Raw genomic sequence first — 25716 nt, 5'->3', positions numbered from 1 at the left:
CCGTCCCGTCCCACCCCTTACGGAGAAGAAAACTCATGAGCGAGAGCACCACCATCCGCTGGGAACAGGACGAGACCGGTGTCGTCACCCTCGTCCTCGACGATCCGAACCAGTCCGCGAACACCATGAACGCGGCCTTCAAGTCCTCCGTCGCGGCCATCGCCGACCGCGCGGAGGCCGAGAAGGACTCGATCAGGGGCATCATCTTCACCTCCGCCAAGAAGACCTTCTTCGCGGGCGGCGACCTCAAGGACATGATCAAGGTCGGTCCGGAGAACGCCCAGCAGGCATTCGACGCCGGTATGGCGATCAAGGCGTCCCTGCGCCGCATCGAGACCCTCGGCAAGCCCGTCGTCGCCGCCATCAACGGAGCGGCCCTCGGCGGCGGTTACGAGATCGCGCTCGCCTGCCACCACCGCGTCGCCCTCGACGCGCCCGGCTCCAAGATCGGCCTGCCCGAGGTCACGCTCGGTCTCCTCCCGGCGAGCGGCGGCGTCACCCGTACCGTGCGGCTGATGGGCATCGCCGACGCGCTGCTGAAGGTGCTCCTCCAGGGCACCCAGTACAGCCCGCGGCGCGCTCTGGAGAACGGCCTGATCCACGAACTCGCCGCCACGCCCGACGAGATGCTCGCCAAGGCCCGCGCCTTCATCGACGCCAACCCCGAGTCCCAACAGCCCTGGGACGTCAAGGGCTACAAGATCCCCGGCGGCACGCCGTCCAACCCGCGCTTCGCCGCGAACCTCCCCGCCTTCCCCGCCAACCTCAAGAAGCAGACGGCGGGCGCCTCCTACCCCGCCCCGCGCAACATCCTCGCGGCGGCCGTGGAAGGCGCGCAGGTCGACTTCGAGACCGCACTGACCATCGAGGCCCGGTACTTCACCGAGCTGGTCACCGGGCAGATCGCCAAGAACATGATCCAGGCGTTCTTCTTCGACCTCCAGGCCGTCAACTCCGGCGCCAACCGCCCGAAGGGCGTCGAGCCCCGCCCCGTCCGCAAGGTCGCGGTCCTCGGCGCCGGGATGATGGGCGCGGGCATCGCGTACTCCTGTGCCAGGGCCGGCATCGAGGTCGTCCTCAAGGACGTGACGCCCGAAGCCGCCGCCAAGGGCAAGGCGTACTCCGAGAAACTGCTCGCCAAGGCGCTCTCGCGCGGCCGTACGACCGAGGCCGAGCGGGACGCGCTCCTCGCCCGCATCACGCCGACCGCCGACTCGGCCGGCCTGGCGGGCTGCGACGCCGTGATCGAGGCGGTCTTCGAGGACACCTCGCTCAAGCACAAGGTGTTCCAGGAGATCCAGGACATCGTCGAGCCGGACGCGCTGCTCTGCTCCAACACCTCGACGCTTCCCATCACCGGTCTCGCCCAGGGTGTCGCGCGTCCCGCCGACTTCATCGGTCTGCACTTCTTCTCACCGGTCGACAAGATGCCGCTGGTCGAGATCATCAAGGGGGAACGGACCGGCGACGAGGCGCTGGCGCGCGCCTTCGACCTCGTACGCCGGATCAAGAAGACCCCGATCGTCGTCAACGACTCGCGCGGCTTCTTCACCTCGCGCGTCATCGGCCAGTTCATCAACGAGGGCGTCGCGATGGTCGGCGAGGGCATCGAGCCCGCGTCCGTCGAGCAGGCGGCGGCCCAGGCCGGTTATCCGGCGAAGGTCCTCTCCCTGATGGACGAACTGACCCTCACCCTCCCGCGCAAGATCCGGCGCGAGACGAAGCGGGCGGTCGAGGAGGCGGGCGGCACCTGGCCGGGGCACCCGTCGGACGCGGTGATCGACCGCATGGTCGACGAGTTCGGGCGTACGGGCCGCAGCGGCGGGGCGGGCTTCTACGAGTACGGCGAGGACGGAAAGCGCACCCGCCTGTGGCCGGGCCTGCGCGAGCACTTCACGAAGCCGGGCGCCGGGATCCCCTTCACCGACATGAAGGAGCGGATGCTCTTCTCCGAGGCGCTGGACACGGTCCGCTGCTTCGAGGAAGGCGTGCTGACGTCGGTCGCGGACGCCAACATCGGCTCCATCATGGGCATCGGCTTCCCGGCCTGGACGGGCGGCGCGATCCAGTACATCAACGGGTACGAGGGCGGCCTGCCCGGCTTCGTGGCCCGCGCGCGCGAGCTGGCGGCCACGTACGGCGAGCGCTTCACGCCGCCGGCGCTGCTGGTCGAGAAGGCGGAACGGGGGGAGACGTTCGGCGACGCGTGACCGCCTGCGGGTGCCGGGGTCCCCTCGCGGGGCCCCGTGCCCCGGTCACTCCGCGTCGAACGCCGCCCGCAACTCCTCCTTCAGCGACCGCTGGAACGTCGTGACCAGCGCCTGCACCACCATCGGCTGCATGTGCGCCGACAGCGACTTCATCGCCCTCACGTGCTCCGGATCCGACTCGCGCTCGCGGTACGGGCTCCACACCTCGTCTTTGAAGAGCCGCGCCAGCGCGTGCGCCGCCGAGCGGGTGTGCTCCATCAGGACCGTGCGGGCGGCGAGTATCGTCTCGTGCGCTATCGGTACGTCGAGCAGTTGTATGCCGAGCGCCAGCAGCCCCGGATCGACGCGGAAGGTGCCGGGCGTGTCCGTGCGTTCCAGGACGTTCATCGCGGCGAGCCGGTCGATGTCCTCCTCCGTCAGGGAGCGGCCCGCGCGGCGGTCCAGCTCCGCGCGGGTGGCGTCCTCCGCCGAGTCGGGCGCCCAGGTCGCCACCAGCGCGCGGTGGATCGCGAGGTCGTGCGCGCTCAGGCCGGGCGGCAGCTGCTCCAGGTAGCGCTCGATCGCGGCGAGCGTCATGCCGTGGTGCTGGAGCTCCTCGATGAGCGCCAGCCGGGACAGGTGGGCGGGCCCGTAACGGCCGACGCGGCGCGGACCGATCACGGGCGGCGGGAGCAGGCCGCGCGTGCTGTAGAAGCGGACCGTGCGCACCGTGACGCCGGCCCGTGCGGCCAGTTCGTCTACCGTGAGCGTCGGCTCCTCGGTGTCCGTCGTCATGTCTGCGCCTCGCTTCCCGTCCCACTGCCGTGCGGTGATGCGGTGCAACAGTATTGCTGTCTCACCAGTGTTGTGAAAGCTTTGCGGCCCGACTGTCAGTGGTGGCCCGTACGGTGGTGCCATGTCCGGGATCTGTTACGTACGGGGGGACGCCACCGCGCCGCAGGGCAAGGGCGTCAAGATCATCGCGCATGTCTGCAACGACCTGGGCGGCTGGGGCAAGGGTTTCGTGGTGGCGGTGTCCCGCCGCTGGTCCGAGCCGGAGGCGGCGTACCGGCGCTGGCACCGGGAGCGGGCCGCCAACGACTTCGGCCTGGGCGCGGTGCAGTTCGTGCAGGCCGAGCCGCCGTACACCTGGGTGGCCAACATGGTCGGCCAGCGCGGCATGCGGACCGGCAGCAAGGGGGTGCCGGTCCGCTACGACGCGATCGACACGGCGCTGGAGGCGGTGGCGGTCAAGGCGGCCGAGCTGGGCGCCTCGGTCCACATGCCGCGCATCGGCTGCGGCCTGGCGGGCGGGAAGTGGTCGCGGATCGAACCGCTGATAGAGGAGCGGCTGGTGGGGCGGGGCATCGTGGTCACGGTCTACGACCACGACTGAGCGGCCCGAGGGGGTGGCCGGGGCCCCGGCCGGACGCCGTACGGCGGGTCCGGTGCGCCGGGGTCCGGCCACGACGGCGCGCCGGTCGGGCAGTACGGCTGTCCGCGCGTGGTGCCGGAAGCCTGCGCGGCCGTCGCCCGGCCGGCCGACGGCCGCGGTGCGCGCCGAGGCTGGATGCCCGTGGCGTTCCCCGCCCTGCCCGACGGGGTCCGGGCGCGCACGCCCCGACTTCGGGCGCCCGCAGCCGTGTACGCCCACAGCCGTGTACGCCCACACCTGCGGGCGCCCGCAGCCACGCACGTCCCCACGTGCGCACGCCCACAACCACGGACGGGCCAACAGCGGGCGAACGGCCGCCTCCCCGGATGACACCTCGGTGAACTTGCTCTGGAGGACCTCGGTACGCCTGGCCGCCTCACGACCGCACTCGTAACTTTGACCACTCCGCACCAAAGCGTTCAGCCATCAGGCATCGAATCATCGGGAGTCGGCGGTGGACGGTTTCCCCTGGGAGTCAGCGATCGCCGTCCTCGGCCTGGCGATCCCCGTGCTCGCGGCCACGTGGGAGTTCGCGCTCGTCGGCCGCAAGAGGCTCGGTTACCGGGTGCAGATGGACACCACCGCGACGGACGCGGCCAACTCCCCGTACGCCGGAGTGCTGCAGCAGATGCGGCGGAACGACACCCCGCTGCTCGACCCGTCGTTCGTGCTGCTGCGCATCCAGAACAGCGGCTGGACCCTGATCGACGCGGGCGACTACGTCGTACGCGACGACGACCAGGTCGGCGTACGGGCCAGTTTCCCGGGCCGCCGCGTCGTCGGCATGGTCGTGACCGAACTCAGCCACGACTACCTGGGCCCCTGCTTCGAGGGAGCCGCCGGCCTGCGGACCAGCGACGGCCTCATCGAGCTGCCCAGGGTTCCCCTCAACCGCGGCGCCCACTACAAGGTCCTCGCCGTCCTGGAACGCGACCCGGCGTCCGCTGCGGGGCAGGAGTTCCCCGACCCGGTGATCGTGGCGGGCGTCAAGGGCGGGGTGCGCGGCGGGAGGATCAAGAGGACCGCGAGCCACACGTTCGCCTCGAAGCCGGTCATGGTGTTCATCGCACTCCTGGTCCTCGTGGCAGCCGCCCAGTCCTTCACCACGTTCACCAGGGGAAACGTCCAGGCCGCCCCTCTGGACTGCGCCAAGGGCACATTGACACTCGCCGGCTCCACCGCTTTCGAGCCCGTGCTCCGGCAGGCCGCGAAGCAGTACGAGAAGACGTGTCCGGACGCCCGTATCCCCATTACGGAGAACTCGTTCAAGGGCAGTGTCGCCGGACTCGACGCGCTCGCCACCGCGGGCAAGGACGCGAAGGACCCGGGCGGCCACGGGCTCCCCGACCGGCTGGCGTTCACCGACGGGGCCAAGAGTGACCGCCGCCCGCAACTGCTGCCCAGACCCGTCGCGTTGTCCCTGTTCACCCTGGTCGTCAACAAGGACGCCGGAATCCAGGACCTGTCCCTGAAGCAGGTCCGGCAGATCTACGCCGGGAAGATCACCAACTGGAGCCAGGTGAACGGCAACCCCCTCCCCATCCACCTCGTCAGCCGCAACCCCGGCTCCGGCACCCGGGCCACGCTCGTCCAACAGGTCCTGGACGGCGAGGAACCGATGAAGGTCACCGAGGGCGACTGCGCGGCCATGGAGGAGAACAGGCCGGGCCGCTGCGAGGTCGACGACACCCGCACCCTCCTGAACACCGTGTCCACGACCCCCGGAGCCCTCGGTCACAGCGAGGTCGGCGCCGCGCTCACGCACGACGGCCTCCGGCAGGTACGTATCGACGGGTATTCGGCCACGCTGGAAGGCGCCGACGAGGGCGCGTACCCGTACTGGCAGACCGAGTTCGCGTACACCTACGGAGAGCCGCCCGCCGACTCCATCGCCGCCGGGTTCCTGCGCTACCTGGCCAACGAGGTCGGCAAGGACGTCCTCCGCTCCCACGGGCACCGGCCCTGCTCCGAACTGGCGAAGCCGCTGCTCTGCCGCCCGACCTAGCAGAAGGGCGCTTCAAGAGGGGGGCGCCCGCCGTCCGACCCCGGCGCGATCCGTACACCGCCGCCGCTGTTGCCGTTCCGGGCGCCGCTGTCCGTCCTCGGCTCCGTGGGTGACGGAGCCGCACGGGCGCGTTTGCCGCCGCACGCGTCACCGGGAGGGCACGGCCGGGGCGAAATGGTGGGCCAGGGCGGCGTGCGGGTCGGGAGCCGCAGCCTGCGGGGCGTGGTCCACGTGCACCGTGGCGCAGGCCAGCCGCTCCACCGCGTGCAGCAGCGCGTGTTCCGCGGCCACCGCCACCGCGTGCGCCTGGACCACCGTCAGGTCCGGATCGACCACCACGGACGTCTCGGCGCGCAGGCTGTGGCCGAGCCACCGCATGCGGACGGCCCCCACCGCGCGTACGCCCCCGACATGGGAGAGCGCGTGCTCGGCCCCGTCCACCAGCGCCGGATCGACCGCGTCCATCAGCCGGTGCCAGATCTCCCGGGCCGTACCCCGCAGCACCAGCACGATCGCGACCATGATCACAAGCCCGATCAACGGGTCGGCGTAGCGCCAGCCGAGAGCCGAACAGCCCGCGCCCAGCAGTACGGCGAGGGAGGTGAACCCGTCGGTGCGGGCGTGCATCCCGTCGGCGACCAGCGCGGCGGAGCCGATCCTCCTGCCGGTACGGATACGGGCCCGCGCCACCCACTCGTTGCCCGCGAAGCCGATCAGACCGGCCGCGGCGACGGCGGGGAGGTGGCCGACCTCCTGCGGTTCGAGGAGGCGCCGCACCGCCTCGTACCCGGCGAACACCGCGGAGGCCGCGATCACCAGCACCACGAACACGCCCGCCAGGTCCTCGGCCCGCCCGAAGCCGTAGGTGTAGCGGCGGGTCGCCGCACGCCGCCCCAGCAGGAAGGCGACGGCGAGGGGCACGGCGGTCAGGGCGTCGGTGGCGTTGTGGACGGTGTCGCCGAGCAGCGCGACCGACCCCGAGAGGGCGGCGACCACGGCCTGGGCGACGGTGGTCGCCGCGAGCACGGCGAAGGAGAACCAGAGGGTCCGCAGCCCGGCCGACGACCCTTCGAGCGCGGAGTCGACCCGGTCCTGATGGCCATGGTGATGATGGTGTCCGTGTCCGTGTCCGTGACCCGTCATGCACCTCACAGTGGCACACCGATTCCCTTGCAGCCACTGCCGAACAACCGCCCGTGACCAGGTGCGAACCCCTCGCGACTACGCCGCTCCGGAACGCGCCGCGCGGGCCGTCCGCACCGCCCGTACCGCGCCCTCCGCCGCCCGGATCCCGCTGAGGATCGCGATCTCCCCGCGCATACCGGGCGCGGCCACCATGTCCCCCGCCAGGAACACCCCGTCGCCCCGGTCGATCGCCGGACGGTCCCGCCAGGTCGCCCCCGGCAGGTCGAGCGCCCCGGTCCGGCCCTTCGCCGTGGCCGTACGCTGCCAGGTCGTCCGCTCCCGCCACCCCGGCACCGTCAGATCGGTGAACGCGTCGAGCCGCTCCCGTGCCGCGCCGGTGCTCTCGTCCGCCCGTACCGGCATGTCCAGCTGGAACAGGGACTCCCCGCGCGGCGCGATCGACGCGTCCTGCATCGAGTACGACTCGTGGAAGCCGCCCGCGTCGAGGTCGACCGCCACCAGCCGGTCCCGCCGGTCGCTGCGCACCGCCAGATCACGCATCACGCAGTGCCCGCTCTCCCAGCGCAGCGACTCGTCGCCCAGCAGCCGGCGCGCCGAGGAGAGTTCCGTGGCGACGATCACCGGCCCCCCGCCCGGCAGCCCGGTCAGCCGTGCCCCCGTACGGATCCGTACGCCGAGATCCCGCGCCCGCGCCTCCATGCGGTCGACGACGCCCTGCCAGCCGCCGGCCACCCACCGCACGGTCGGCACCGTCGGCGCGTACACCCGCCGGAACAGCTCCCACACGAAGGCGGCCGACAGCCGCCCGGTGCCGGCGTCGTACGTCACCACGCCGAGCGCGTTGGCCGCCGTCCGCGCGGTGCTCTCGCCGTACCGCCGGGACGCCCAGTCGTGGAAGGTCTCGTCGACCGGCGCGGTGCGCGGGCGGCCCGGCAGCACCATCCGCGCCAGCCCGGCGGGCGGCACGAGCCGCAGCCGTCCGTCGCGCACGAATCCGGCCTTGACCCGCCGCAGCGGCGGCAGCACGACCGGCCCGGTCAGACCGCGACCGGTGAGCCACTTCCAGTGCGGCAGATCGCTGTAGAAGACGTGCGGGCCCTCATGGGCGACGTACGGCGCGGGCGTGGCCCTCCCTCGCCCGCCGAGCGATCCGTGTGCCTCGTACAGGTCCACGCGCACGCCCGCCTCGGCGCAGGCGACGGCGGAGACCAGCCCCGCCACTCCGCCGCCGATCACGGTCACCTTTCCGTCCCCGGGCATGTCCTTCTCCTTCGTCCCGTCCGTTCCGGTCCTCTGCTCACCGGGACGGACGGGACGGCGCGGAATGTGACATCGGCCCGCGGGGACGTGGCCGCAGGGGTGCGGTCAGCGGCTGCCCGCCACGACCGGGTAGTGGTCGCTCAGATTGGTGTACGTGTACTGCTTGCCCCAGCTGGAGACGGTCCAGGGCGTGCTCCGTTCCTTGATCACCTCGTTCGTCCAGCCCTGCGGCCTGGCGTGTCCGGCGCGGTGCAGGACGTGGTCGAGGTCCTCGCGCGGGTCGTCCGGGTAGCGCTCGGACGCGATCGAGTTGTCGGCGGTGTCGAAGGAGTACGGGTGCCCGGTGCGCGCGTCGGAGTCGCTCAGGCCGCCGTCGGCGAGCATCGTGGCGTACTCGGGGCTGTGCGAGTCGACGTTGAAGTCGCCCGCCACGATCACCTGCTCGGACGCGGGGATGTTCTTGCCGTCGAGGAAGGCGTCGATCGCCTTGAACTGCCGGCTGCGCATCAGGGCGGCCTCGCCCGCGCCGCAGCCCGGGTCGGTCGACTGGGCGTGCGTGCCGACGACGTGGACCGACGCGCCGTTCACGTTCAGCACGGCGTACACGAAGCCCTTGTTGGAGTACCAGTCGGCGCCGCACGCGTCCTTGTAGACGTACTGCTCCTTGCGCACGACCGGCCACTTGCTGAGCACCGCGACCCCGCCGTCCTCCGGAGTCGTGGCGGAGTAGGACCCGCCGGTCGCGTCCCAGCCGTCCTTGCTGCGGCCCATCACCGGTGTCTGGTACGGGTACTGTGCGGCGGCGTTGCTCTTCAGCGCGTCCGAGGCGCCGTTGTCGAAGGCCTCCTGGACGACGACGACGTCGTTGCCCTGGAAGAAGGAGGCCGCCGGGATGGCCTTCGCCCGGTGGTCCTGGCCCCAGTTGGGGTAGAGGTTCTTGCTGAAGAGGAAGGCGTTGTACGACAGCACCTTCAGCGACGGCACCTCGGTGGCGGCCGGAGCCGCCGGGGCCGCCGGAACCCTCGGGGCGGCGGAGGCGGACGGGGCGGTCGCGGCAAGTGCGGCGGCCGCGAGTGCGGTGGCCAGGGCTGCGCCAGGGGTACGGCGGAGCACGGAGTGCGGCACTGGAACTCCCGTTTCGGGTGGGGGTGACGATCAGCGCCGCACATCAAATCAGCCGGAGTTACTTATCGGTAGCCATTTGGCGGCGAATGGCCGGACGGTTGCGCACGATCTGGCCAACTTCCGTTGCCGGCGGTGCCGGTGCGCCCGTCGTACGGCATGCCCCTCCCGGCCGTGACGGCCTCGGCGACCCCTCCGTGCGGTGTGCCTGAGAGCGCTTCCAGGACGGCAGGACCGCTCCTTGCCGTGCGTACCGCAACCGCCCGCACCCCGTGCCACCCGGGACGGGGCCGGGATCGCATACTGGAGGAGTGAGGAAGGGCAGGCAGGACCCCGTGCCACCCCCGCCCGGCGGCATCCTGTGGTCGGTCGCCGGGGACGTACGCACGCTGCTCATGCTGCCCGCCGCGCTCACCCTCCAGGTCGCGCACCCGGCCGTCGGCGCGGGCGTCGACCAGCACTCCGTCTTCCGCACGGACCCGTGGGGGCGCGGCGAGCGGTCGCTGCGCTCCGTGCAGCTGTGGGTGTACGGGGGAGAGGCGGCCGCCGAGGAGGGCCGCAGGCTCCGGCGGCTCCACAAGACGATCCGGGGGACCGACGCGCACGGCCGCCGCTACCACGCCCTGGACCCCGCGCACTACTCCTGGGTCCACGCCACCGGCTTCCCGTGCTACCAGCACGCACTGCGCTACCTCTTCCGGCCGCTGACCGGGGCCGAGGAGCGGCAGCTGTACGCGGAGTGGCTCCAGGTCGGCCGGGTTCTCGGCATCGACGACCGGGACATGCCGCAGACCGTCGAGGAGTTCTGGCCGTACTACCGCAAGATGCTGGCCGACGAACTGGAAGCGACCGCGGTGGTGTGCGAGCTGTTCGCCACCGACGCCCGGATCCCCGCCCCCGACCGCGGCCCGCTGCCGGTACGCCTCGCCCTGCGCGCCCTGTGGCCGGTCCTGCTGCCGCCGCTGGCCCGCTTCAGGGTGTTCCTCACCGTCGGTTACCTGCCGCCGGACGCGCGCCGGGCCCTCGGGCTGGAGTGGAGCGACGCGCAGGAGCGCAGGCTGCGCCGGTTCAGCCGCGTCGTACGCACCCTGGTTCCGCTGCTGCCCGAGCGGCTGCGCTGTCTGCCCCTGGCGCGGGAGGCCCGGGCGCGGCACCGCGCCGCCGCCCGCGGCCGCTGAGAGCGCTCCCGGAAGTTCCGGCCGGGCGAGCCGCGGGGGCTGTGACGCCGGAGGAACCGGGCCGGACCGTCGCAGCCCCGCGCGCCCCGGTCAGCCGCTGCTGTTCCCGGCCGTGCCCACGGGAGGAGCCGGAGGCCACGGAACCCCGGCCAGGAGGGGGAGAAGCGACTCCTCCTCGTAGTCGAGGTGCGCGTTCAGCTCCGTCGACATCCGGTCCAGTTCGGAGCGGAAACGCCGGGGGTCGGCGATGCCGATGCCGGCCAGCAGGGTCACCAGCTCGCCCTGGACGCGCGCGACCGTGCGGTGCTCGTCGCGGAGCCGGTCGAAGGTGTCGGTCAAGTGCGGGTGGTAACGGGCGATTCCGGGGAGCAGGTGCGCGTCCTCACTGGTGTGGTGGAACTCCAGGGCCTGGCAGAACGCCAGGCAGCGCTGCCGGATCTGCAGCCCGAGACCCGGGGCCGGCGGCTCACCGGGGCCGTGGTGGGCCGCGCGTGCGGCGAAGTGGGCGTCGACCTCCGCCCTCACCTGGCGCAACTGGCCCCGCAGCCAGGTGTGGACCTCCATGAGCTTGTCGGCGAGGCTCCTGACCTCGACGGGCTCCTCCCAGCCGTCGGGCTCGGCGCGCTCCAGCACGACGACCGGCAGGGGCCGGGTGGTCCGGGCCTGGTGGTCGCCGTATCCGGGCGCCACGCGCACGACGTGCTCGAACAGTTCCTCGCGCCGCGTCCCCTCGGCGGGAACCGCCAGGGCCTCGAAGGTCCGGGTGCCGGTCTCCACCCGTACCACGGGGTGGGCGAGCAGGTTGTGGTACCAGCCGGGATGGCGCGGGGCGCCGGGACGGGACCCGACGATCACCAGCGAATCGCCGTGGCGGACGTAACCGAGGGGAGTGGTGGTCTCCTTCCCCGACTTCGCGTCGGTGGTGGTCAGCAGGAGCAGGTCCTCGCCCGCGAAGGGGCCGCCGACCTTCCCCCCGTTGGCGCGGAACTCCTCGATGACGGACTGGTCGAAAGGCGTGGGCATACGGTTCTGTGTCTCCGGATATGCAGGTGCCCGCAGTGGCTGCGGGAGTGGCCGATGGTGATGCGCGCAGGGCGGGGCGACCGCACGGCACACGGCACACGGCACGCGTGGCGGTGCCGGGAGGCGCGCGAAGTGAAAGACGGAAGACGACGTGCGGCTGCGCTACGTCATGTGCAGGGCGCGGAGTATGAACTCATGGCGGGCCCCTCGGGGAAGGGTGTTCGCCCGGTCACCGGCCGGCCCACTGCTCTTTGGCCGGAGTCACGCGACACCGGCTCCATTACACGTACCCGGCGGTCGCCTGTCAACGTGGAAGCCCGCGCACCTGTGCCGCGCCACCCGCCTGTCCGTCCCGTCAACAGTTGAACGCGTGGTGACCCGCCGCATCTCCAACTGCCGTCTGTGTCACACGTATTGACACTTGCATTTCAGAAGTTTTACGTTCCCTGACATCTGAGAGCGCTCTCGGACGCCCTTCCCCCACGACTTCGAGGTGCCGTCCATGTCAGCTCCCCCGTTCAGATCCGCCAAATCCCCCAGATCTCCCAAGTTCGCCAGATCCGCGTCCGCGCTGATCCTCGTCTCCGCCCTGACCGCCCTCGGCCTCGGCACCGCCGCCGCCCCGGCGGCCGCGGCCACCATCCCCGTCGGCTCGGGCAGTTACTCCGACGTACGCCCCGCCGGAACCTCCGGCCCCACCACCAACACCGGCACGCCCGTCACCCCCAAGCTCACCCCGGCCGCGAAGGACCGGCCGCTCCCCACCAACGACTGGTGGTCCTCCCTCGCCTTCCAGCGGTACGGCGACAACCCGCACTCCACTCCCATGTACGGGCACCCGCTCACCTACCAGGCCACCGCCGCCGGCCTCGAAGTCGGCTACCCGACGACCCCCGCCGTCGTCGGCGACGGCCGCCAGTACGAGTACGCCCACAAGCGCGACCTCACGCTCGGCCTGACCGGTCTCAACTCGCCCGACACCAAGGCCGACGACTGGTCCGACTGGACCGTCACCCCCTACTGGTCCGACGGCGCCCGCACCCTGCGCACCACCATCGGCCACGGCCTGCCCTTCGTGTACGCCAAGGGCTCGGGCGGCAGCGCCCAGATCACCACCGCCGCCGCGCCCACCGTCTTCGCCGACCAGGGCAACGTCCTCGGCATCACCGTCGCCGGCCACCACTACGCCCTCTTCGCGCCGACCGGCAGCGACTGGAACATCGCCGGATCCACCCTCACCGCCGGCCTCGGCGCCAAGGACTACTTCTCGCTCGCCGTACTGCCCTCCACCGACGCCCTCGCGACGTACAAGAAGTACGCGTACAGCTTCGTCACCGGATCGAAGGCGAGCTGGAGCTCCACCGGCGGCACGGTGAAGGCGACGTACGCCCTCACCACCGAGGCGAAGGAGGGCGGCGAGACGGGCACGCTCCAGGCCCTCTACCGCCACCAGTGGCTGCACACCTCCGACCCGCTCACCCCGTACACCTACGTCTCGCCGCGCGGCACGATGAAGGTCCGCGAGGGCGCGTCCTTCACCACCAGCCAGCGGGCCTCCGCCGTGCTGCCCGCGCTGCCGCAGTCGGCCGGCGTCGACAAGGCGAGGCTCAGGGGCTATCTGAACGAGGCCGCGAACGCCTCCGACCCCTTCTCGGGCGCCACCGACACCTACTGGACCGGCAAGGCGCTGGGCCGCCTCGCCCAGCTCGTGCCCGTCGCCGACCAGATCGGCGAGACCGCCGTCCGCGACAAACTGCTCGGCCTGATGAAGGGCCGCCTCCAGGACTGGTTCACGGCCGGCGGCGCCAACGAGTTCTCGTACGACAAGTCCTGGAAGACGCTGACCGGTTACCCGGCGTCGTACGGAAGCGACACCGAGCTCAACGACCACCACTTCCACTACAGCTACTACGTCTACGCCGCCGCGATCGTCGCCCAGTACGACCCGGCCTGGGCCGCCGACTCCGCGTGGGCGGCATGGTCAAAACGCTCGTACGGGACGCCGCCAACCCCAGCCGCACCGACACCGCCTTCCCCTTCCTGCGCGGCTTCGACGTGTACGCCGGACACAGCTGGGCGTCGGGCCACCAGGGATTCGCGGCCGGCAACAACCAGGAGTCCTCGTCGGAGTCCACCAACCTCAGCGCCGGTCTCGTCCTGTGGGGCGCGGCGACCGGCGACACCGCCCTGCGCGATCTCGGCACGTATCTGCTGACCACCGAGTCCGAGGCGATCGCGCAGTACTGGTTCGACGCCGACGAGCAGGTCTTCCCGTCCTCCTTCGGCCACGACACGGTCGGCATGGTGTGGGGGAGCGGCGGCGCGTACGCCACCTGGTGGACGGCCAACCCGGAGGAGATCCACGGCATCAACGTCCTTCCGGTCACCGGCGGTTCACTGCACCTGGGCGGCGAGAAGGCCGCCGTCCGTCGCAACCTCGCCGAGATGGAACGCGAGAACGGCGGACCGGCCGTCGAATGGCGCGACATCCTCTGGGAGTTCCAGTCGCTGGCCGACCCGGCCGCCGCCAAGGCCAAGTGGGACGCGGGCCACGCCGCCTACACCCCCGAGCAGGGCGAGTCGAAGGCGCACACGTACCACTGGATCAGCACGCTCGACACGCTCGGCGCCCCCGACGCGACCGTGAGCGGCGACATCCCGACGTCCGCGGTCTTCACCAAGGGCACGGTACGGACGTACGCCGCCCACAACCACTCCGCCACCACCCGCACCGTGACCTTCTCGGACGGCGCGAAACTCACCGTCCCCGCCCGCTCGACCGCGACCGGCACCGGCACCGGAGGCCCCGACCCCGACCCCGAACCGCCCACCGGCAACACCTTCCAGCTCCGCACCGGGGGCGCCCTCACCACCGCCACCGGCACCGCGGCCGCCACCGACACCATCGCCTCGGCGGGCGGCGCCAACCACGACGGCACCCCGCACCAGCCGCTGACGTACACGGCCAAGGGCGTCAACGGCACGCTCAAGCCCGGTACGCCGACGGCCTTCCGCCTCCAGGTCGACGCGGGCACGACGGTCGGCCTCGGCCAGCAGGCGCGCGTCAGCTACGACCTGACCGGTGACGGCACGTACGACCGGACGGAGACGTACCGGTACTTCGCGACCGACCCGGTGACCGGCTGGGAGGAGTACACCCAGGCCCGCGGCCTCGCCTCGGCCACCGGCACGCCCGGTGATCTCAGGGGCGGCACCGTACGCCTCGAAGTGTGGAGCGCCATCGGCAACGGCACGGCGAAACTCCGCACCGGCACGGCGGACTCGGTCCTGGTGATTCCCTTCCAGTGACCGGCACGCACCCTCCACACGGCGGGCCCCGGCCGCTCAGGCCGAGGCCCGCCGCACCAGTTCGGTCGGCATGATCACCGAGGCCGGAGCACCCGCTTCCCGGCCGTCGCCCTCGCTCAGGACGCGCATCAGCAGCCTGACCATCAGCCGGCCCATCCCCTCGATGTCCTGGCGGACCGTCGTCAGCGGGGGATCGACCGCCTCGGCGACGCCCGCCACATCGTCGAACCCGACGAGCGCGACATCCTCCGGCACCCGGCGCCCCCTCTCCCGCAGGACCCGCAGCGCACCGGCGGCCATCAGGTCGTTGGCGGCGAAGACGGCGTCCAGGTCCGGCCGGCGGTCCAGCAGTTCCGCCATCGCGCGAGCACCGCTGTCCACGGTGAAGCCGCCCTGGGCGGTCAGGGCGGGATCGGCGTCGAAGAGCACGTCGCGGTAACCGTCGGCGCGGTCGGCGGCGGAGGTCTGGTCGCGGGGTCCCGCGATGTGCGCGATGCGCTCCCGCCCCAGGCCGGCGAGATGGCGTACGGCGCTGCGGGCGCCGCCCCGGTTGTCGCAGTCGACGTACGGGACCGTTCCGGCCCCGGCCCCGGGCCGGCCGCCGAAGACCGCCGGGACCCTGGAACCGCGGATGAGGGCGGGCAGCCCGTCGTCGTGGTGCAGCGAGAAGGCGAGTGCGCCGTCGATGTGGCCGCCTCCGAGGTAGCGGGCGATCCGGTCGTGGTCGCCGGGCCCCTCCACCCACAGCAGCACCAACTGGGAGTCGTGCGCCGTCAGTTCCCTGCCGATGCCGCGCACCTGCTGCTCGAAGAAGGGGTCGGAAAAGACCCTGAACTCGGGCTCGGCGATGATCACGGCGACCGCGCCGCTCTGCCGCGTGACGAGGGACCTGGCCGCCTGGTTCGGGACGTACCCCAGCTCCTCGACCGCTTCCCGGACCTTGTCGGCCAGCGGCTGCCGCACGCCCGCGCCGCCGTTGACGACCCGGGAGGCCGTGGCCCGGGAGACTCCGGCGCGGGCCGCGACGGCTTCCAGCGTGGGGCGGGAACCGGCGGGCTGTTCGAGCAAGGCGGGCGCTCCTCGACGGGTCGGGGGAAAGGGCTCCTGGGAGGGAGGGTATCCGCCGCCGCCTCCCCGTGAGAGCGCTTCCAGCCGTTCGCCCGAGACACCGCCGCCCCCTCGCGCGGGGCGGCGGCGCGGAGTACCGCCGGTCAGCGGTGCCCGTGCTCGTGGACCGTGTTCGTCGCGGCGATCTTCTTCCACGACGTGGGTTGCACGGGCTCACCGCTTCCACCGGTGTGCGAACGTGCGATACGGGACTCGGCCGCGGCCGGGGCACCCGGCTTCGACGGCTCGTACAGCCAGGTGTCGAAGAGCTCGGCGAGCGGCTTGCCCGAAATCCTCTCGGCGTACTCCACGAAGTCGCCCACGCTCGCGTTCCCGTGCGCGAACTTGGCCGGCCACCCCTTCAGGATCCTGAAGAAGTCCTCGTCGCCGACCTCGTTGCGCAGCGCCTGCACGGCGAGCGCGCCACGGTCGTACACGGCGATGTGGAACTGGTCGTCCGGCCCCGGGTCGCCCGGCTCGACCGTCCAGAAGGGGTCGTCGGCCGCGCGCGTCTCGTACACGTAGTCGGCGAGCTCCTGCGCCGTGCCCTCGCCCTCCTTCTCGGACCACAGCCACTGGCTGTAACGGGCGAAGCCCTCGTTGATCCAGATGTCCTTCCAGCCCTTGACGGCGACGCTGTCGCCGTACCACTGGTGGGCCAGCTCGTGGACGACGACCGAGACGTTCGCGCCGTTGGCGAACTGCCGCGGGCTGTAGAACGGCCGGGTCTGCGTCTCCAGCGCGTACCCGCTGGTCACGTTCGGGACGTAACCGCCGAGCGCGTCGAAGGGGTACGGGCCGAAGATCCCGGTCAGGTACTCGGCGACCTCGGTGGTCCGCTCGATGCTGGCGCGCGCCGCCCCGGCGTTGTCGCCGAGGTCCTTGCTGTACGCGTTGAGCACCGGCAGGCCGTCCGCCGTCCTGCCGGTCGTGATGTCGAACCTGCCGACCGCGAGCGTGGCGAGATAACTGGCCTGCGGCTTGTTCGAACGCCAGTTGTAGCGGGTCCACCCGAGCTTCGAGCTCTGTGACTGGAGCACGCCGTTGCTGATGGCCTGGGTGCCGTCCGGCACCGAGACGGAGACGTCGTACGTCGCCTTGTCCAGCGGGTGGTCGTTGCTCGGGAACCACCAGACGGCCGAATCGGGCTCCTGGGCGGCTACACCGCCGTCCGGGGTACGGTGCCAGGCGGTGTAGCCGCCGATCTTCAGCTCGGACGGCTTTCCGGCGTACCGGACGACGACCGAGGCGGCCCGGCCCTTCTCCAGCGGGGCCGCGGGGGTGACGACGAGCTCCTGGTCCCCCTCCTTGGCGAACTTCGCCTTCTTCCCGTCGACCCGCACCTCGCTCACCCCCAGACCGAAGTCGAGGTTGAAGCGCGAGAGGTTCTGTGTGGTGGTGGCGAGGATCGTCGCCGTGCCCTCCAGCAGGTCCGTCCTGGACTGGTACTTGAGGCGGAGGTCGTAGTGCGACACGTCGTATCCGCCGTTGCCGCTGGCCGGGTAGTAGGGGTCGCCGATGCCCGGGGCGCCCGGCGAGAAGTCCGCGGCCGATGCCGGGATCGCCAGCAGGAGTGAGGCCGTCAGTACGCCGGGGGCGATGAATCTGCGGTGCACGGATGCTCCAAATGGTCAGTCCGAAGGATCGCTTGAAGCCTATTCAGCCCCTGTGCCACCAGTCATGTCCATGGTCGCTGCTGTCACGCGACTGACATCCGGCCATCATGCTGCTCACAACTGCGCGCTGCGGCCCCCTTTTGCGCAGGAGTTGGCCGGGGTACCTTCCGGCCCATGCCGATACCTGCGCGGAGACCCCACGTGAAGTGGCGAAGGTTCGTACCGGCGGCCGCGGCCGCCCTGATGGCGGTCGTGCTGACCCCGACGGGCGCCCAGTCCGCGGCGGCCGGCCCCGAGGAGAGCAGACCCGTCTACTCCTACGACGACGCGATCCGCGAAGCCGTATGGGTGGACACCAGGATCGACGGCGACGCGGACGGCAGGACCGACCGGGTCGCCGTCGACATCGTCCGCCCCCGGGAGCCCGCCCGGCAGGGCCGGAAGATACCCGTCGTCATGGACGCCAGCCCGTACTACTCCTGTTGCGGGCGCGGCAACGAGAGCCAGAAGAAGACGTACGACGCGGACGGCGACCCCGTCCAGTTCCCCCTCTATTACGACAACTACTTCGTGCCCCGCGGCTATGCCTTCGTCGCCGTCGACCTCGCCGGAACCAACCGCTCCGACGGCTGTGTCGACGTGGGAGGCCGCTCCGACGTCCAGTCGGCCAAGGCGGTCGTCGACTGGCTGAACGGCCGCGGCAAGGCGTACACCAGCCGTACCGGCGGTGAGCGCGCCAAGGCGGACTGGTCCACCGGCAACACCGGCATGATCGGCAAGAGCTACGACGGCACCGTCGCCAACGGCGTCGCGGCCACCGGTGTCGAGGGCCTCAGGACCATCGTCCCGATCGGCGCCATCTCCTCCTGGTACGACTACTACTTCGCCCAGGGCGCTCCGCTCTACGACAGCGGCCCCGAGTGGCTCTCCGACTACGTCGAGAGCCCCGAAGCCCGCGCCCGCTGCCAGGCCGTCCAGAAGCGCCTCGTCGACGAGGCCCCGCGCAACGGCGACTTCACCCGCCTGTGGGCCGAGCGCGACTACGTACCGGACGCGGACAAGGTCAGGGCCAGCGTCTTCGCCATACACGGCATGCAGGACCTCAACGTCCGAGCCAAGCACTTCGGCCAGTGGTGGGACGCCCTCGCCGACGCCGGTGTGGACCGCAAGATCTGGCTCTCGCAGACCGGCCACGTCGATCCGTTCGACTTCCGCCGGGCCGACTGGGTCAAGACCCTGCACCGCTGGTTCGACCACGAGCTCCTCGGCTACGACAACGGCATCGACCGCGAGCCGATGGCCGACATCGAGCGCGCCCCCGGCCAGTGGTCCACGGACAAGGTCTGGCCGCCCCGCTCCACCGACGCCACCACCCTGCGCCCCGGCAAGGGCTCCGCACCCGGCGTCGGCACGCTCTCCCTGAAGCCCGCCGCCCGCGGCGCCACCGAGACCTTCACGGACGACCCCGGGCTCAGCGAGACCGACTGGGCCGCGCGGATCGACACGTCCACCCCCGCCAAGGCCGGCTTCACCACCAAGCCGCTCACCCGCGACCTGCGCCTGTCCGGCTCCTCCCGGGTGACCGTCACCGCGACGCCTTCCACCTCCACCGCGCACCTCTCCGCGGTCCTCGTGGACCTCGGCCCCGACACGATCCGCGACTACACCGCGTCCGGCGAAGGCATCACCACCCTCACCGACCGCACCTGCTGGGGCCCGAGCACCACCGGTGACAGTTCCTGCTTCAAGGAGACCAAGGCCCGTACCGCGAACGTCGACTACACCGTCTTCAGCCGGGGCTGGGCCGACCTCGGCACGTATGCCGACGCCGACCGCGGCCGCCCGCTCACGCCGGGCAAGCGGTACACGATCACCCTCGACCTCCACGCGAGCGACCACGTCGTCCCCGCCGGACACCGTCTCGCGCTGATCGTCGGCGGCACCGACGCGGGCCTCATCGACCCGCCCTCCACCACCCCCACCCTCAGGGTCGACCTGCCCCGTACGAACGCCGAGCTGCCCGTGGTCGGCGGCGCCAAGGCGTTCGCCACCGCCACCGCGGGCTCCCGCTGGTCCGCCCCGTCGGGCGCCCGCCTCGACGGGGTGGCCGAGCCGCGCCCCATCCGCCCGGTCCCAGGAGGCACCCGCTGATGCACGCACATGTCCGCGCACTCGCACTCGGTGCCGCAGCGGCGACCCTGGCCGCTCCCGTCGTCCTCACGGCGCCCGCCCGGGCGGCGTCGGCTCCGCCCCGTACCGGCTTCGAGGTGTCCGGCGGCGCGCGCTGGACCACCCAGCCCGAGGAGCAAGCCCTGCTGGCCGCCGTCGACCGGGGCAGCGAGCGCGTCACGATGTCCGGCATCGGCACCACGAAGCAGGGCCGCCCGCTCCAGCTCGTACGCATCGCGGAGCGGCAGCGCACCGAGAACACCGTGCTGCTGATCTGCTCCCAGCACGGTGACGAACCGTCGGGACGGGAAGCCTGCCTGACCACCGTCCGGGACCTCGCGTACGCCAAGGACAGGAAGACCCTCGACTTCCTCGCCCGCACCACGGTCCTCGTCATCCCCACCGCCAACCCCGACGGCCGCGCCGCCGGCACCCGGGGCAACTCCGACCGTGTCGACATCAACCGCGACCACATCGCCCTCAGGACCGCCGAGGGCCGGGCGATGGCCGCCGTCATCCGCGACCACCGACCCGACATCGTCTACGACCTGCACGAGTACGGCGCCACCCCGCCGTACTACGACAAGGACCTGCTCGCACTCTGGCCCCGCAACCTCAACACGGCCGGCCGGGTGCACGCCGAAGCGCGCACCCTCTCCGAGTCGTACGTGCGCCCCGGTACCGAGGACGCCGGATTCAGCAGCGGCGTCTACGGCATCTGGACCGACCCGGTGACGGGCGAGCCCGTCAAGCAGGTGGCGGGCGACGGCCAGGAGCGCATCCTGCGCAACACGGCGGGCGTCAAGCACTCCGTGGGGCTCCTGGTGGAGACCCGCGTCGACCCCCTCACCGAAGCGGAGAAGAAGGACCCCGCACACAACAACAAGCGCCGCGTCGGCACCCAACTGGCGGCTCTGGACAGCGCGTTCGCCTATGCGCACGAGCGGCGCGGCCGCATCGGGGCAGCCACCGCCCAGGCGCGTCTCGCGGGCTTCGCGGACCGGGGCCCCGTTCATCTGGGCGGCGCCGACAACGATCCGGCCGAGCCCGCCGAGACCATCCAGGACCCGCCCTGCGGCTACCGCCTCTCCGCGGCGCAGTACGCGGACGTGAGGGATGAGCTGTCCCTGCACGGGGTCGTGTCCCGGCCGGACGACGAGGGGGCGTACGTGCCCCTCCGCCAGTCCCGGCGGGACCTGGCCGTCCTCCTGCTCGACGAGCGGGCGGCCTACCACCTCACCGCCGGGCGGCCCGACACCACCTGTTAGGCGGCTGTGACGTGCGACACATGTGGTAGGGGGTACGGGAGAGCGAAAAAAGGCTCCGTGAATCCCTGAAAGGTGCCGCTTGTGTCGCACGAACAGAAACCGGCTCAACGGCTGCGGCTGCCGGTCAGGGCGGCTCTCCCCGGCCGCCATCCGCACGAGGACGAGACGCCCCGGACCGACCGGGTGGTGTTCGGTGTGACGGCCGTTCTCACCCTCGCCTTCGTGGTCTGGGGCTCTGTCTTCACCAAGACGCTGGAGACCGTCTCCGACAAGATGCTGAGCGGCCTGATCCACAACGGCGGCTGGGCCTTCGTCCTGGCCGCCTCCGGATTCGTCGTCTTCGCTCTCTGGCTCGCCGTCAGCCGCTACGGCAGGATCCCGCTCGGCCAGGAGCACGAAGGGCCCGAATTCAGTACGGTCTCCTGGGTCGCGATGATGTTCAGCGCGGGCATGGGCATCGGCCTGATGTTCTACGGCGTCAGCGAGCCGCTCGCGCACTACACCACCCCGCCGCCCGGCACCGTCCCCGCCGACTCGGCGGACGCCATGCAGACGGCCCTGGCCACCACCCTCTTCCACTGGACCCTCCACCCCTGGGCGATCTACGCGGTGGTCGGGCTCGCCATCGCGTACAGCACCTTCCGGCGCCGCAGGCGACAGACCATCAGCGCCGTCTTCGAGCCGCTGATCGGCAAGAAGCGCGCCGACGGCATCCCCGGCCGGGTGATCGACATCCTCGCCATCTTCGCCACCCTCTTCGGCTCCGCGACCTCCCTCGGCCTGGGCGCCCTCCAGATCGGCAGCGGATTCCGCGAGCTGGGCTGGATGGAGAGGGCCGGCACCGGACTCCTGATCTCCATCATCGGAGTCCTCACCGTCGCCTTCGTCTTCTCGGCCGTCTCCGGCGTCGAGAAGGGCATCCAGTGGCTGTCCAACACCAACATGGTCCTCGCCGTGGTCCTCACGGTCTTCGTCTTCGTCGCAGGCCCGACCATCATCGTCCTCGACCTGCTGCCCACCTCGCTCGCCTCCTACGCCGACGAGCTGCCGCAGCTGGCCGGCCGTACCGAGGCGGCGACCGGCGGCGGCGACGTCGCCGACTGGCTGAGCAGCTGGACGGTCTTCTACTGGGCCTGGTGGATCTCCTGGACGCCGTTCGTCGGCATGTTCATCGCCCGCATCAGCCGCGGACGTACGATCCGCCAGTTCGTGGGCGGCGTCATCCTCGTCCCCAGCACCGTCAGCCTGGTCTGGTTCGCCGTCTTCGGCGGTACGGCGATGAAGCTCCAGGAACGCGGACAGCTCGGGGACGAGCCGACGCCCGAGGGCCAGCTCTTCGCCGTACTCCAGCAGTTCCCGATCGCCGGCGTGATGAGCCTGCTGGTGATGATCCTGGTCGGCATCTTCTTCATCTCCGGGGCCGACGCCGCCTCGATCGTGATGGGCACGCTCTCCCAGCGGGGCACCTTCGAACCGGCCCGGCTCGTCGTCGTCTTCTGGGGCGTGGTGACCGGAGCCGTGGCGGCCGTGATGCTGCTGGTCGGCCACGGCAAGGGCAACGCGCTCGCCGGGCTCCAGAACCTCACCATCCTCGTCGCGGCCCCCTTCGTGCTGGTCATGGTGGGCATGTGCCTGTCCCTCATGCGCGACCTGCGCCAGGACCCGCTGATCGTCCGCGGTGAGATCGCCGAGGAGGCGGTGGAGAGCGCCGTGATCGCGGGCCACGAGAAGTACGCCGGCGAGTTCGAGATCCGCATCGGCCCGGGACCCGAGGCCGGCGACGGCCCCCGGACCGGTACGGGCGAACGGGACGACCGCGACAACCGCCCCTGACCGCGACGGCGCGGGGCAGGACGCACCCGTCCCCGCCTCGCACGCCGCGGTAGCAAGGGGCGTACCGGGGCGCTCCCCGCAGGGTGCCGAACGCGGCCACCCCGAAGGAGGCCCCCGTACCCGGACGTCCGGCACCCGAGGGGACACCCCGGCACGTCACCGCCCCCACAGGGGCGGCAGTACAGCACCCCGCCGACGGAACGCGCGACGCGTGCTCACATCGCGTCGCGGCCGGGAATACGCAGGGCATGTCTGCCGACTACGCGTCCTTCGGACTGGCTCCGGCCATGCGCGCGGGTGGTGTTCTCGTCAACGGTGACCACCGAGCGCACCGCGACTTCACGGACTTCGTCGTCGACGGCCGCCCGCTCCTCCACCGGCTCTCCGACCTCGACGCCGTCTCGCCGCTCGCCTCCGACGTACCGCCCGCCGTCTTCACCGCCCAGGCACCCGGCCTGCTCCTCGAAGAGGACGCGCTCCTGGAGGACGGCCGGTACGTCATCTACGGCTGCCCCGAGTGCGAAAGCCTGGAGTGCGGCGCGGTCACCGCCGTCACCGAGCGGGCGGGGGACGACTTCGTCCGGCGGGACTTCGCCTGGCGGACGACCGGGGCCGCGGACCCGGACCTGAACGGCCACCACGGGATAGGCCCGTTCCGCTTCCGTGGCCAGGAGTACCGCACCGCCCTGGAACGGCCGCCGGCCGACGGTGGCCAGGAGCCGCCGCCCCGCCGCCGCGTCCTGCTGATCGGCGCGCGCGTCGACGTACTGGCGAAGCTCGCCGCGGCCCTGCGCACGGTCGACATCGGTGCGGACATCACCCGCGACGCGGCCGGCATCCCGCCCGAGGAGCTGCGGGCGTACGGAGCGGTGACCTTCGGCAGGGCCGTCGACGAGAGCGGGCGCGCCGCTGTCCGGGCGGCGTTCGGCCGGGCCGGAGCGGACGTCGTCCACGTGGACGGCCTGGCCCCGATCATCCCCCTGCTGGTCGCCCGGACAGAGGCCGCCCTGGACCGCAGCCCGCCGGAGCAGCGCCGCCTCACGCGGCTGGTGGCGGTGGAGGGCGAGGCGGGGGTCGAGGTGACGTCCACCTGCCGGGTACAGCTGATCGCGTACCGCCTGGACCGGCTGCGCCGGACGCACACCCACGAGGTCTTCGACGGCGTGCTGGAGCCGGGGGAGCACCGGATCCCGCTGGAGGGGCGGGCGGTGAAGGGCCGGTCGTTCATCGTGGCGCGCACGAGGGGGGCGTACTGGCAGCCCGGGTGATCCGCTGACAGCAGCACCGCACCCGCACGCCCTCCCACCGGCGCACGTCGGCCCGCTCCGGACGCTCGGTAGGATCTGAGGCCTGATGACTGCAACTCTCGTCGCCAAAGATCTCGCCGCGGGCCACGGCGACCGCCCGCTCTTCTCCGGGCTCGACCTCGTCGTCGCGCCCGGCGACGTGATCGGTCTCGTCGGTGTCAACGGCGCGGGCAAGTCCACGCTGCTGCGTCTGCTCGCCGGGCTCGACACCCCGGAACAGGGCGAGCTGCGGCTCTCGCCGCCCACCGCCACCGTCGGACACCTCCCGCAGGAGCCCGAGCGCCGCGAGGGCGAGACGGTACGGGACTTCCTGGCCCGGCGCACCGGAGTGGCCGCCGCCCAGCGCGCCCTCGACGAGGCCACCCAGGCGCTCGTCGACGAGACCCCGGGCGCGGACGACGCGTACTCGGACAGCCTGGAGCGCTGGCTCGACCTCGGCGGCGCCGACCTGGACGAGCGCGCGGAGGAGGTGGCGGCGACCCTGGGCCTGGCGGTCGGCCTCGACCACCCCATGACGGGCCTCTCCGGCGGCCAGGCCGCCCGCGCGGGCCTCGCCTCCCTCCTCCTCTCCCGGTACGACGTCTTCCTCCTCGACGAGCCCACGAACGACCTTGACCTGGACGGCCTGGAGCGCCTCGAACGCTTCGTCTCCGGTCTGCGCGCCGGCACGGTCGTCATCAGCCACGACCGCGAGTTCCTCACCCGCACGGTCACCAAGGTCCTGGAGCTGGACCTCGCCCAGCAGCAGATCACGCTCTACGGCGGCGGCTACGCGGCCTACCTGGAGGAGCGCGAGAGGGCGCGCCGCCACGCCCGCGAGGACTTCGACGAGTACGCCGACAAGAAGGCCGCCCTCGAAGGCCGCGCCCAGATGCAGCGCGGCTGGATGGACAAGGGCGTCAGGAACGCCCGCCGCAAGGCCACCGACAGCGACAAGCTCGGCCGCAACCTCCGCAGCGAGGCGAGCGAGAAGCAGGCCGCCAAGGCGCGCCAGACGCAGCGCATGATCGAGCGCCTCGACGTCGTCGAGGAACCCCGCAAGGAGTGGGAGCTGCGCATGGAGATCGCCGCGGCCCCGCGCTCCGGCGCGGTCGTCGCGACCCTGCGCGACGCGACGGTCCGGCGTGGTGACTTCTCCTTCGGCCCGGCGTCGCTCCAGATCGACTGGGCCGACCGCGTCGCGATCACCGGAGCCAACGGCGCCGGCAAGTCCACGCTGCTCGCCGCCCTCCTCGGCCGCCTCCCGCTGGACGAGGGGTACGCGGCGCTCGGCCCGGGTGTCGTCGTCGGCGAGGTCGACCAGGCCCGCGGCCTGTTCTACGGCTCCGAGTCCCTGCTCGAAGCCTTCTGCGCGGCCGTCCCCGACACGGAGCCGGCGGAGGTGCGCACCCTCCTGGCCAAGTTCGGCCTGCGCGCCGACCACGTCCTGCGCCCCGCCACCACGCTCTCCCCGGGGGAACGCACCCGCGCGGCACTCGCCCTGCTCCAGGGCCGGGGCGTGAATCTCCTCGTCCTCGACGAGCCGACGAACCACCTCGACCTGACCGCGATCGAGCAGCTGGAGTCCGCTCTCGCCTCGTACGAGGGCACGCTGCTGCTGGTCACCCATGACCGCCGCATGCTGGACGCGGTCAGCACGACACGGCGTATCGAGGTCGCGGACGGCAAGGTCACCGAACTCTGACGCCGCCTCCCGTGCCGGGACGGTCCGCACGGCCCCGGGTTGAGGCTTCACCTCATCGGCGTAGC

The 25716-nt window shown here is 71.9% G+C and carries 16 protein-coding genes and 1 pseudogene; 10 read left to right on the top strand and 7 right to left on the bottom strand.

Annotation, left to right across the window (positions count from 1 at the left end; genetic code table 11):
• The first annotated feature begins 35 nt into the window (after window positions 1–35).
• Window positions 36–2210 carry a 3-hydroxyacyl-CoA dehydrogenase NAD-binding domain-containing protein gene (locus BN1555_RS03805; protein WP_093797839.1) on the top strand — a complete coding sequence of 725 codons (2175 nt, stop codon included), beginning with the start codon at window positions 36–38 and terminating at the stop codon, window positions 2208–2210.
• A gap of 45 nt (window positions 2211–2255) precedes the next feature.
• Here BN1555_RS03805 and BN1555_RS03800 read toward each other — a convergent pair whose 3' ends face one another.
• The gene (locus BN1555_RS03800; RefSeq protein WP_093797837.1) at window positions 2256–2984 is read right to left on the bottom strand and encodes a MerR family transcriptional regulator; all 729 of its coding nucleotides are present in this window, start codon (window positions 2982–2984) and stop codon (window positions 2256–2258) included.
• A 121-nt stretch (window positions 2985–3105) separates the two neighbouring features.
• On the opposite strand from BN1555_RS03800, the gene BN1555_RS03795 reads away from it, so the two are divergent.
• Window positions 3106–3585, top strand: a complete 480-nt coding sequence (locus tag BN1555_RS03795; RefSeq protein ID WP_093797835.1) for a macro domain-containing protein — start codon at window positions 3106–3108, stop codon at window positions 3583–3585.
• 493 nt (window positions 3586–4078) lie between these two features.
• Window positions 4079–5629: a PstS family phosphate ABC transporter substrate-binding protein gene (locus BN1555_RS03790; RefSeq protein WP_176709942.1), complete on the top strand. Its 1551-nt coding sequence runs from the start codon at window positions 4079–4081 to the stop codon at window positions 5627–5629.
• A 147-nt stretch (window positions 5630–5776) separates the two neighbouring features.
• Here the strand turns inward: BN1555_RS03790 and BN1555_RS03785 are convergent, their stop codons facing one another.
• From BN1555_RS03785 to sph, 3 genes are all read right to left on the bottom strand, one after another.
• The gene (locus tag BN1555_RS03785; protein WP_093797833.1) at window positions 5777–6772 is read right to left on the bottom strand and encodes a cation diffusion facilitator family transporter; all 996 of its coding nucleotides are present in this window, start codon (window positions 6770–6772) and stop codon (window positions 5777–5779) included.
• Between the two features lie 78 nt (window positions 6773–6850).
• Entirely contained in the window at window positions 6851–8035 is a 1185-nt protein-coding gene (locus BN1555_RS03780; RefSeq protein ID WP_093797831.1) for an NAD(P)-binding protein, read from the bottom strand.
• Window positions 8036–8140: 105 nt separating this feature from the next.
• Window positions 8141–9160 carry a sphingomyelin phosphodiesterase gene (gene sph / locus BN1555_RS03775; protein WP_093797829.1) on the bottom strand — a complete coding sequence of 340 codons (1020 nt, stop codon included), beginning with the start codon at window positions 9158–9160 and terminating at the stop codon, window positions 8141–8143.
• A 308-nt stretch (window positions 9161–9468) separates the two neighbouring features.
• On the opposite strand from sph, the gene BN1555_RS03770 reads away from it, so the two are divergent.
• A complete protein-coding gene (locus BN1555_RS03770) occupies window positions 9469–10335 on the top strand; it encodes an oxygenase MpaB family protein (RefSeq protein ID WP_255305863.1) in 867 nt (288 codons plus the stop codon).
• A gap of 90 nt (window positions 10336–10425) precedes the next feature.
• Here BN1555_RS03770 and BN1555_RS03765 read toward each other — a convergent pair whose 3' ends face one another.
• Window positions 10426–11358: a nitroreductase/quinone reductase family protein gene (locus BN1555_RS03765; RefSeq protein ID WP_093797827.1), complete on the bottom strand. Its 933-nt coding sequence runs from the start codon at window positions 11356–11358 to the stop codon at window positions 10426–10428.
• A gap of 502 nt (window positions 11359–11860) precedes the next feature.
• Between BN1555_RS03765 and BN1555_RS03760 the strand changes: the two are divergent.
• A pseudogene (locus tag BN1555_RS03760) lies at window positions 11861–14667 on the top strand (glycosyl hydrolase).
• Window positions 14668–14703: 36 nt separating this feature from the next.
• Here the strand turns inward: BN1555_RS03760 and BN1555_RS03755 are convergent.
• Together BN1555_RS03755 and BN1555_RS03750 are read right to left on the bottom strand one after the other, a co-directional pair.
• Entirely contained in the window at window positions 14704–15735 is a 1032-nt protein-coding gene (locus tag BN1555_RS03755) for a LacI family DNA-binding transcriptional regulator (protein WP_093797825.1), read from the bottom strand.
• 143 nt (window positions 15736–15878) lie between these two features.
• Window positions 15879–17390 (bottom strand): M1 family metallopeptidase, encoded by a 1512-nt coding sequence (locus BN1555_RS03750; protein WP_093797823.1) that lies wholly within the window; start codon window positions 17388–17390, stop codon window positions 15879–15881.
• Window positions 17391–17633: 243 nt separating this feature from the next.
• Between BN1555_RS03750 and BN1555_RS03745 the strand changes: the two genes are divergently transcribed.
• The 5 genes from BN1555_RS03745 (at window position 17634) to BN1555_RS03725 (ending at window position 25651) form a co-directional block, all read left to right on the top strand.
• Window positions 17634–19541, top strand: coding sequence for a Xaa-Pro dipeptidyl-peptidase (locus BN1555_RS03745; protein WP_255306357.1), 1908 nt, complete (start codon window positions 17634–17636; stop codon window positions 19539–19541).
• Window positions 19541–20827, top strand: coding sequence for a M14 family metallopeptidase (locus tag BN1555_RS03740; RefSeq protein ID WP_093797819.1), 1287 nt, complete (start codon window positions 19541–19543; stop codon window positions 20825–20827). The genes BN1555_RS03745 and BN1555_RS03740 overlap by 1 nt, the downstream gene beginning before the upstream one ends.
• 117 nt (window positions 20828–20944) lie before the next feature.
• Entirely contained in the window at window positions 20945–22660 is a 1716-nt protein-coding gene (locus tag BN1555_RS03735; protein WP_093803153.1) for a BCCT family transporter, read from the top strand.
• Between the two features lie 248 nt (window positions 22661–22908).
• A complete protein-coding gene (locus BN1555_RS03730) occupies window positions 22909–23928 on the top strand; it encodes an oxidoreductase (protein WP_093797817.1) in 1020 nt (339 codons plus the stop codon).
• A gap of 85 nt (window positions 23929–24013) precedes the next feature.
• Window positions 24014–25651 carry an ABC-F family ATP-binding cassette domain-containing protein gene (locus BN1555_RS03725; protein ID WP_093797815.1) on the top strand — a complete coding sequence of 546 codons (1638 nt, stop codon included), beginning with the start codon at window positions 24014–24016 and terminating at the stop codon, window positions 25649–25651.
• Window positions 25652–25716: the final 65 nt, after the last annotated feature.

It is taken from the genome of Streptomyces sp. Wb2n-11 (assembly GCF_001049855.1).
GTDB classification, from domain to species: Bacteria; Actinomycetota; Actinomycetes; order Streptomycetales; family Streptomycetaceae; genus Streptomyces; species Streptomyces altiplanensis.
The sequence above is the reverse complement of the archived record's forward strand: the minus strand, read 5'-3'. Positions and strand labels throughout refer to the sequence as shown.

What these genes read in the sequence shown, in the direction of transcription:
- BN1555_RS03785 (WP_093797833.1), bottom strand. Translation starts at nt 6,772, where the DNA reads ATGACGGGTCACGGACACGGACACGGACACCATCATCACCATGGCCAT.
- BN1555_RS03805 (WP_093797839.1), top strand. Translation starts at nt 36, where the DNA reads ATGAGCGAGAGCACCACCATCCGCTGGGAACAGGACGAGACCGGTGTC.
- BN1555_RS03765 (WP_093797827.1), bottom strand. Translation starts at nt 11,358, where the DNA reads ATGCCCACGCCTTTCGACCAGTCCGTCATCGAGGAGTTCCGCGCCAAC.
- BN1555_RS03800 (WP_093797837.1), bottom strand. Translation starts at nt 2,984, where the DNA reads ATGACGACGGACACCGAGGAGCCGACGCTCACGGTAGACGAACTGGCC.
- BN1555_RS03745 (WP_255306357.1), top strand. Translation starts at nt 17,634, where the DNA reads ATGGCGGTCGTGCTGACCCCGACGGGCGCCCAGTCCGCGGCGGCCGGC.
- BN1555_RS03740 (WP_093797819.1), top strand. Translation starts at nt 19,541, where the DNA reads ATGCACGCACATGTCCGCGCACTCGCACTCGGTGCCGCAGCGGCGACC.
- BN1555_RS03725 (WP_093797815.1), top strand. Translation starts at nt 24,014, where the DNA reads ATGACTGCAACTCTCGTCGCCAAAGATCTCGCCGCGGGCCACGGCGAC.
- BN1555_RS03795 (WP_093797835.1), top strand. Translation starts at nt 3,106, where the DNA reads ATGTCCGGGATCTGTTACGTACGGGGGGACGCCACCGCGCCGCAGGGC.
- BN1555_RS03730 (WP_093797817.1), top strand. Translation starts at nt 22,909, where the DNA reads ATGTCTGCCGACTACGCGTCCTTCGGACTGGCTCCGGCCATGCGCGCG.
- BN1555_RS03780 (WP_093797831.1), bottom strand. Translation starts at nt 8,035, where the DNA reads ATGCCCGGGGACGGAAAGGTGACCGTGATCGGCGGCGGAGTGGCGGGG.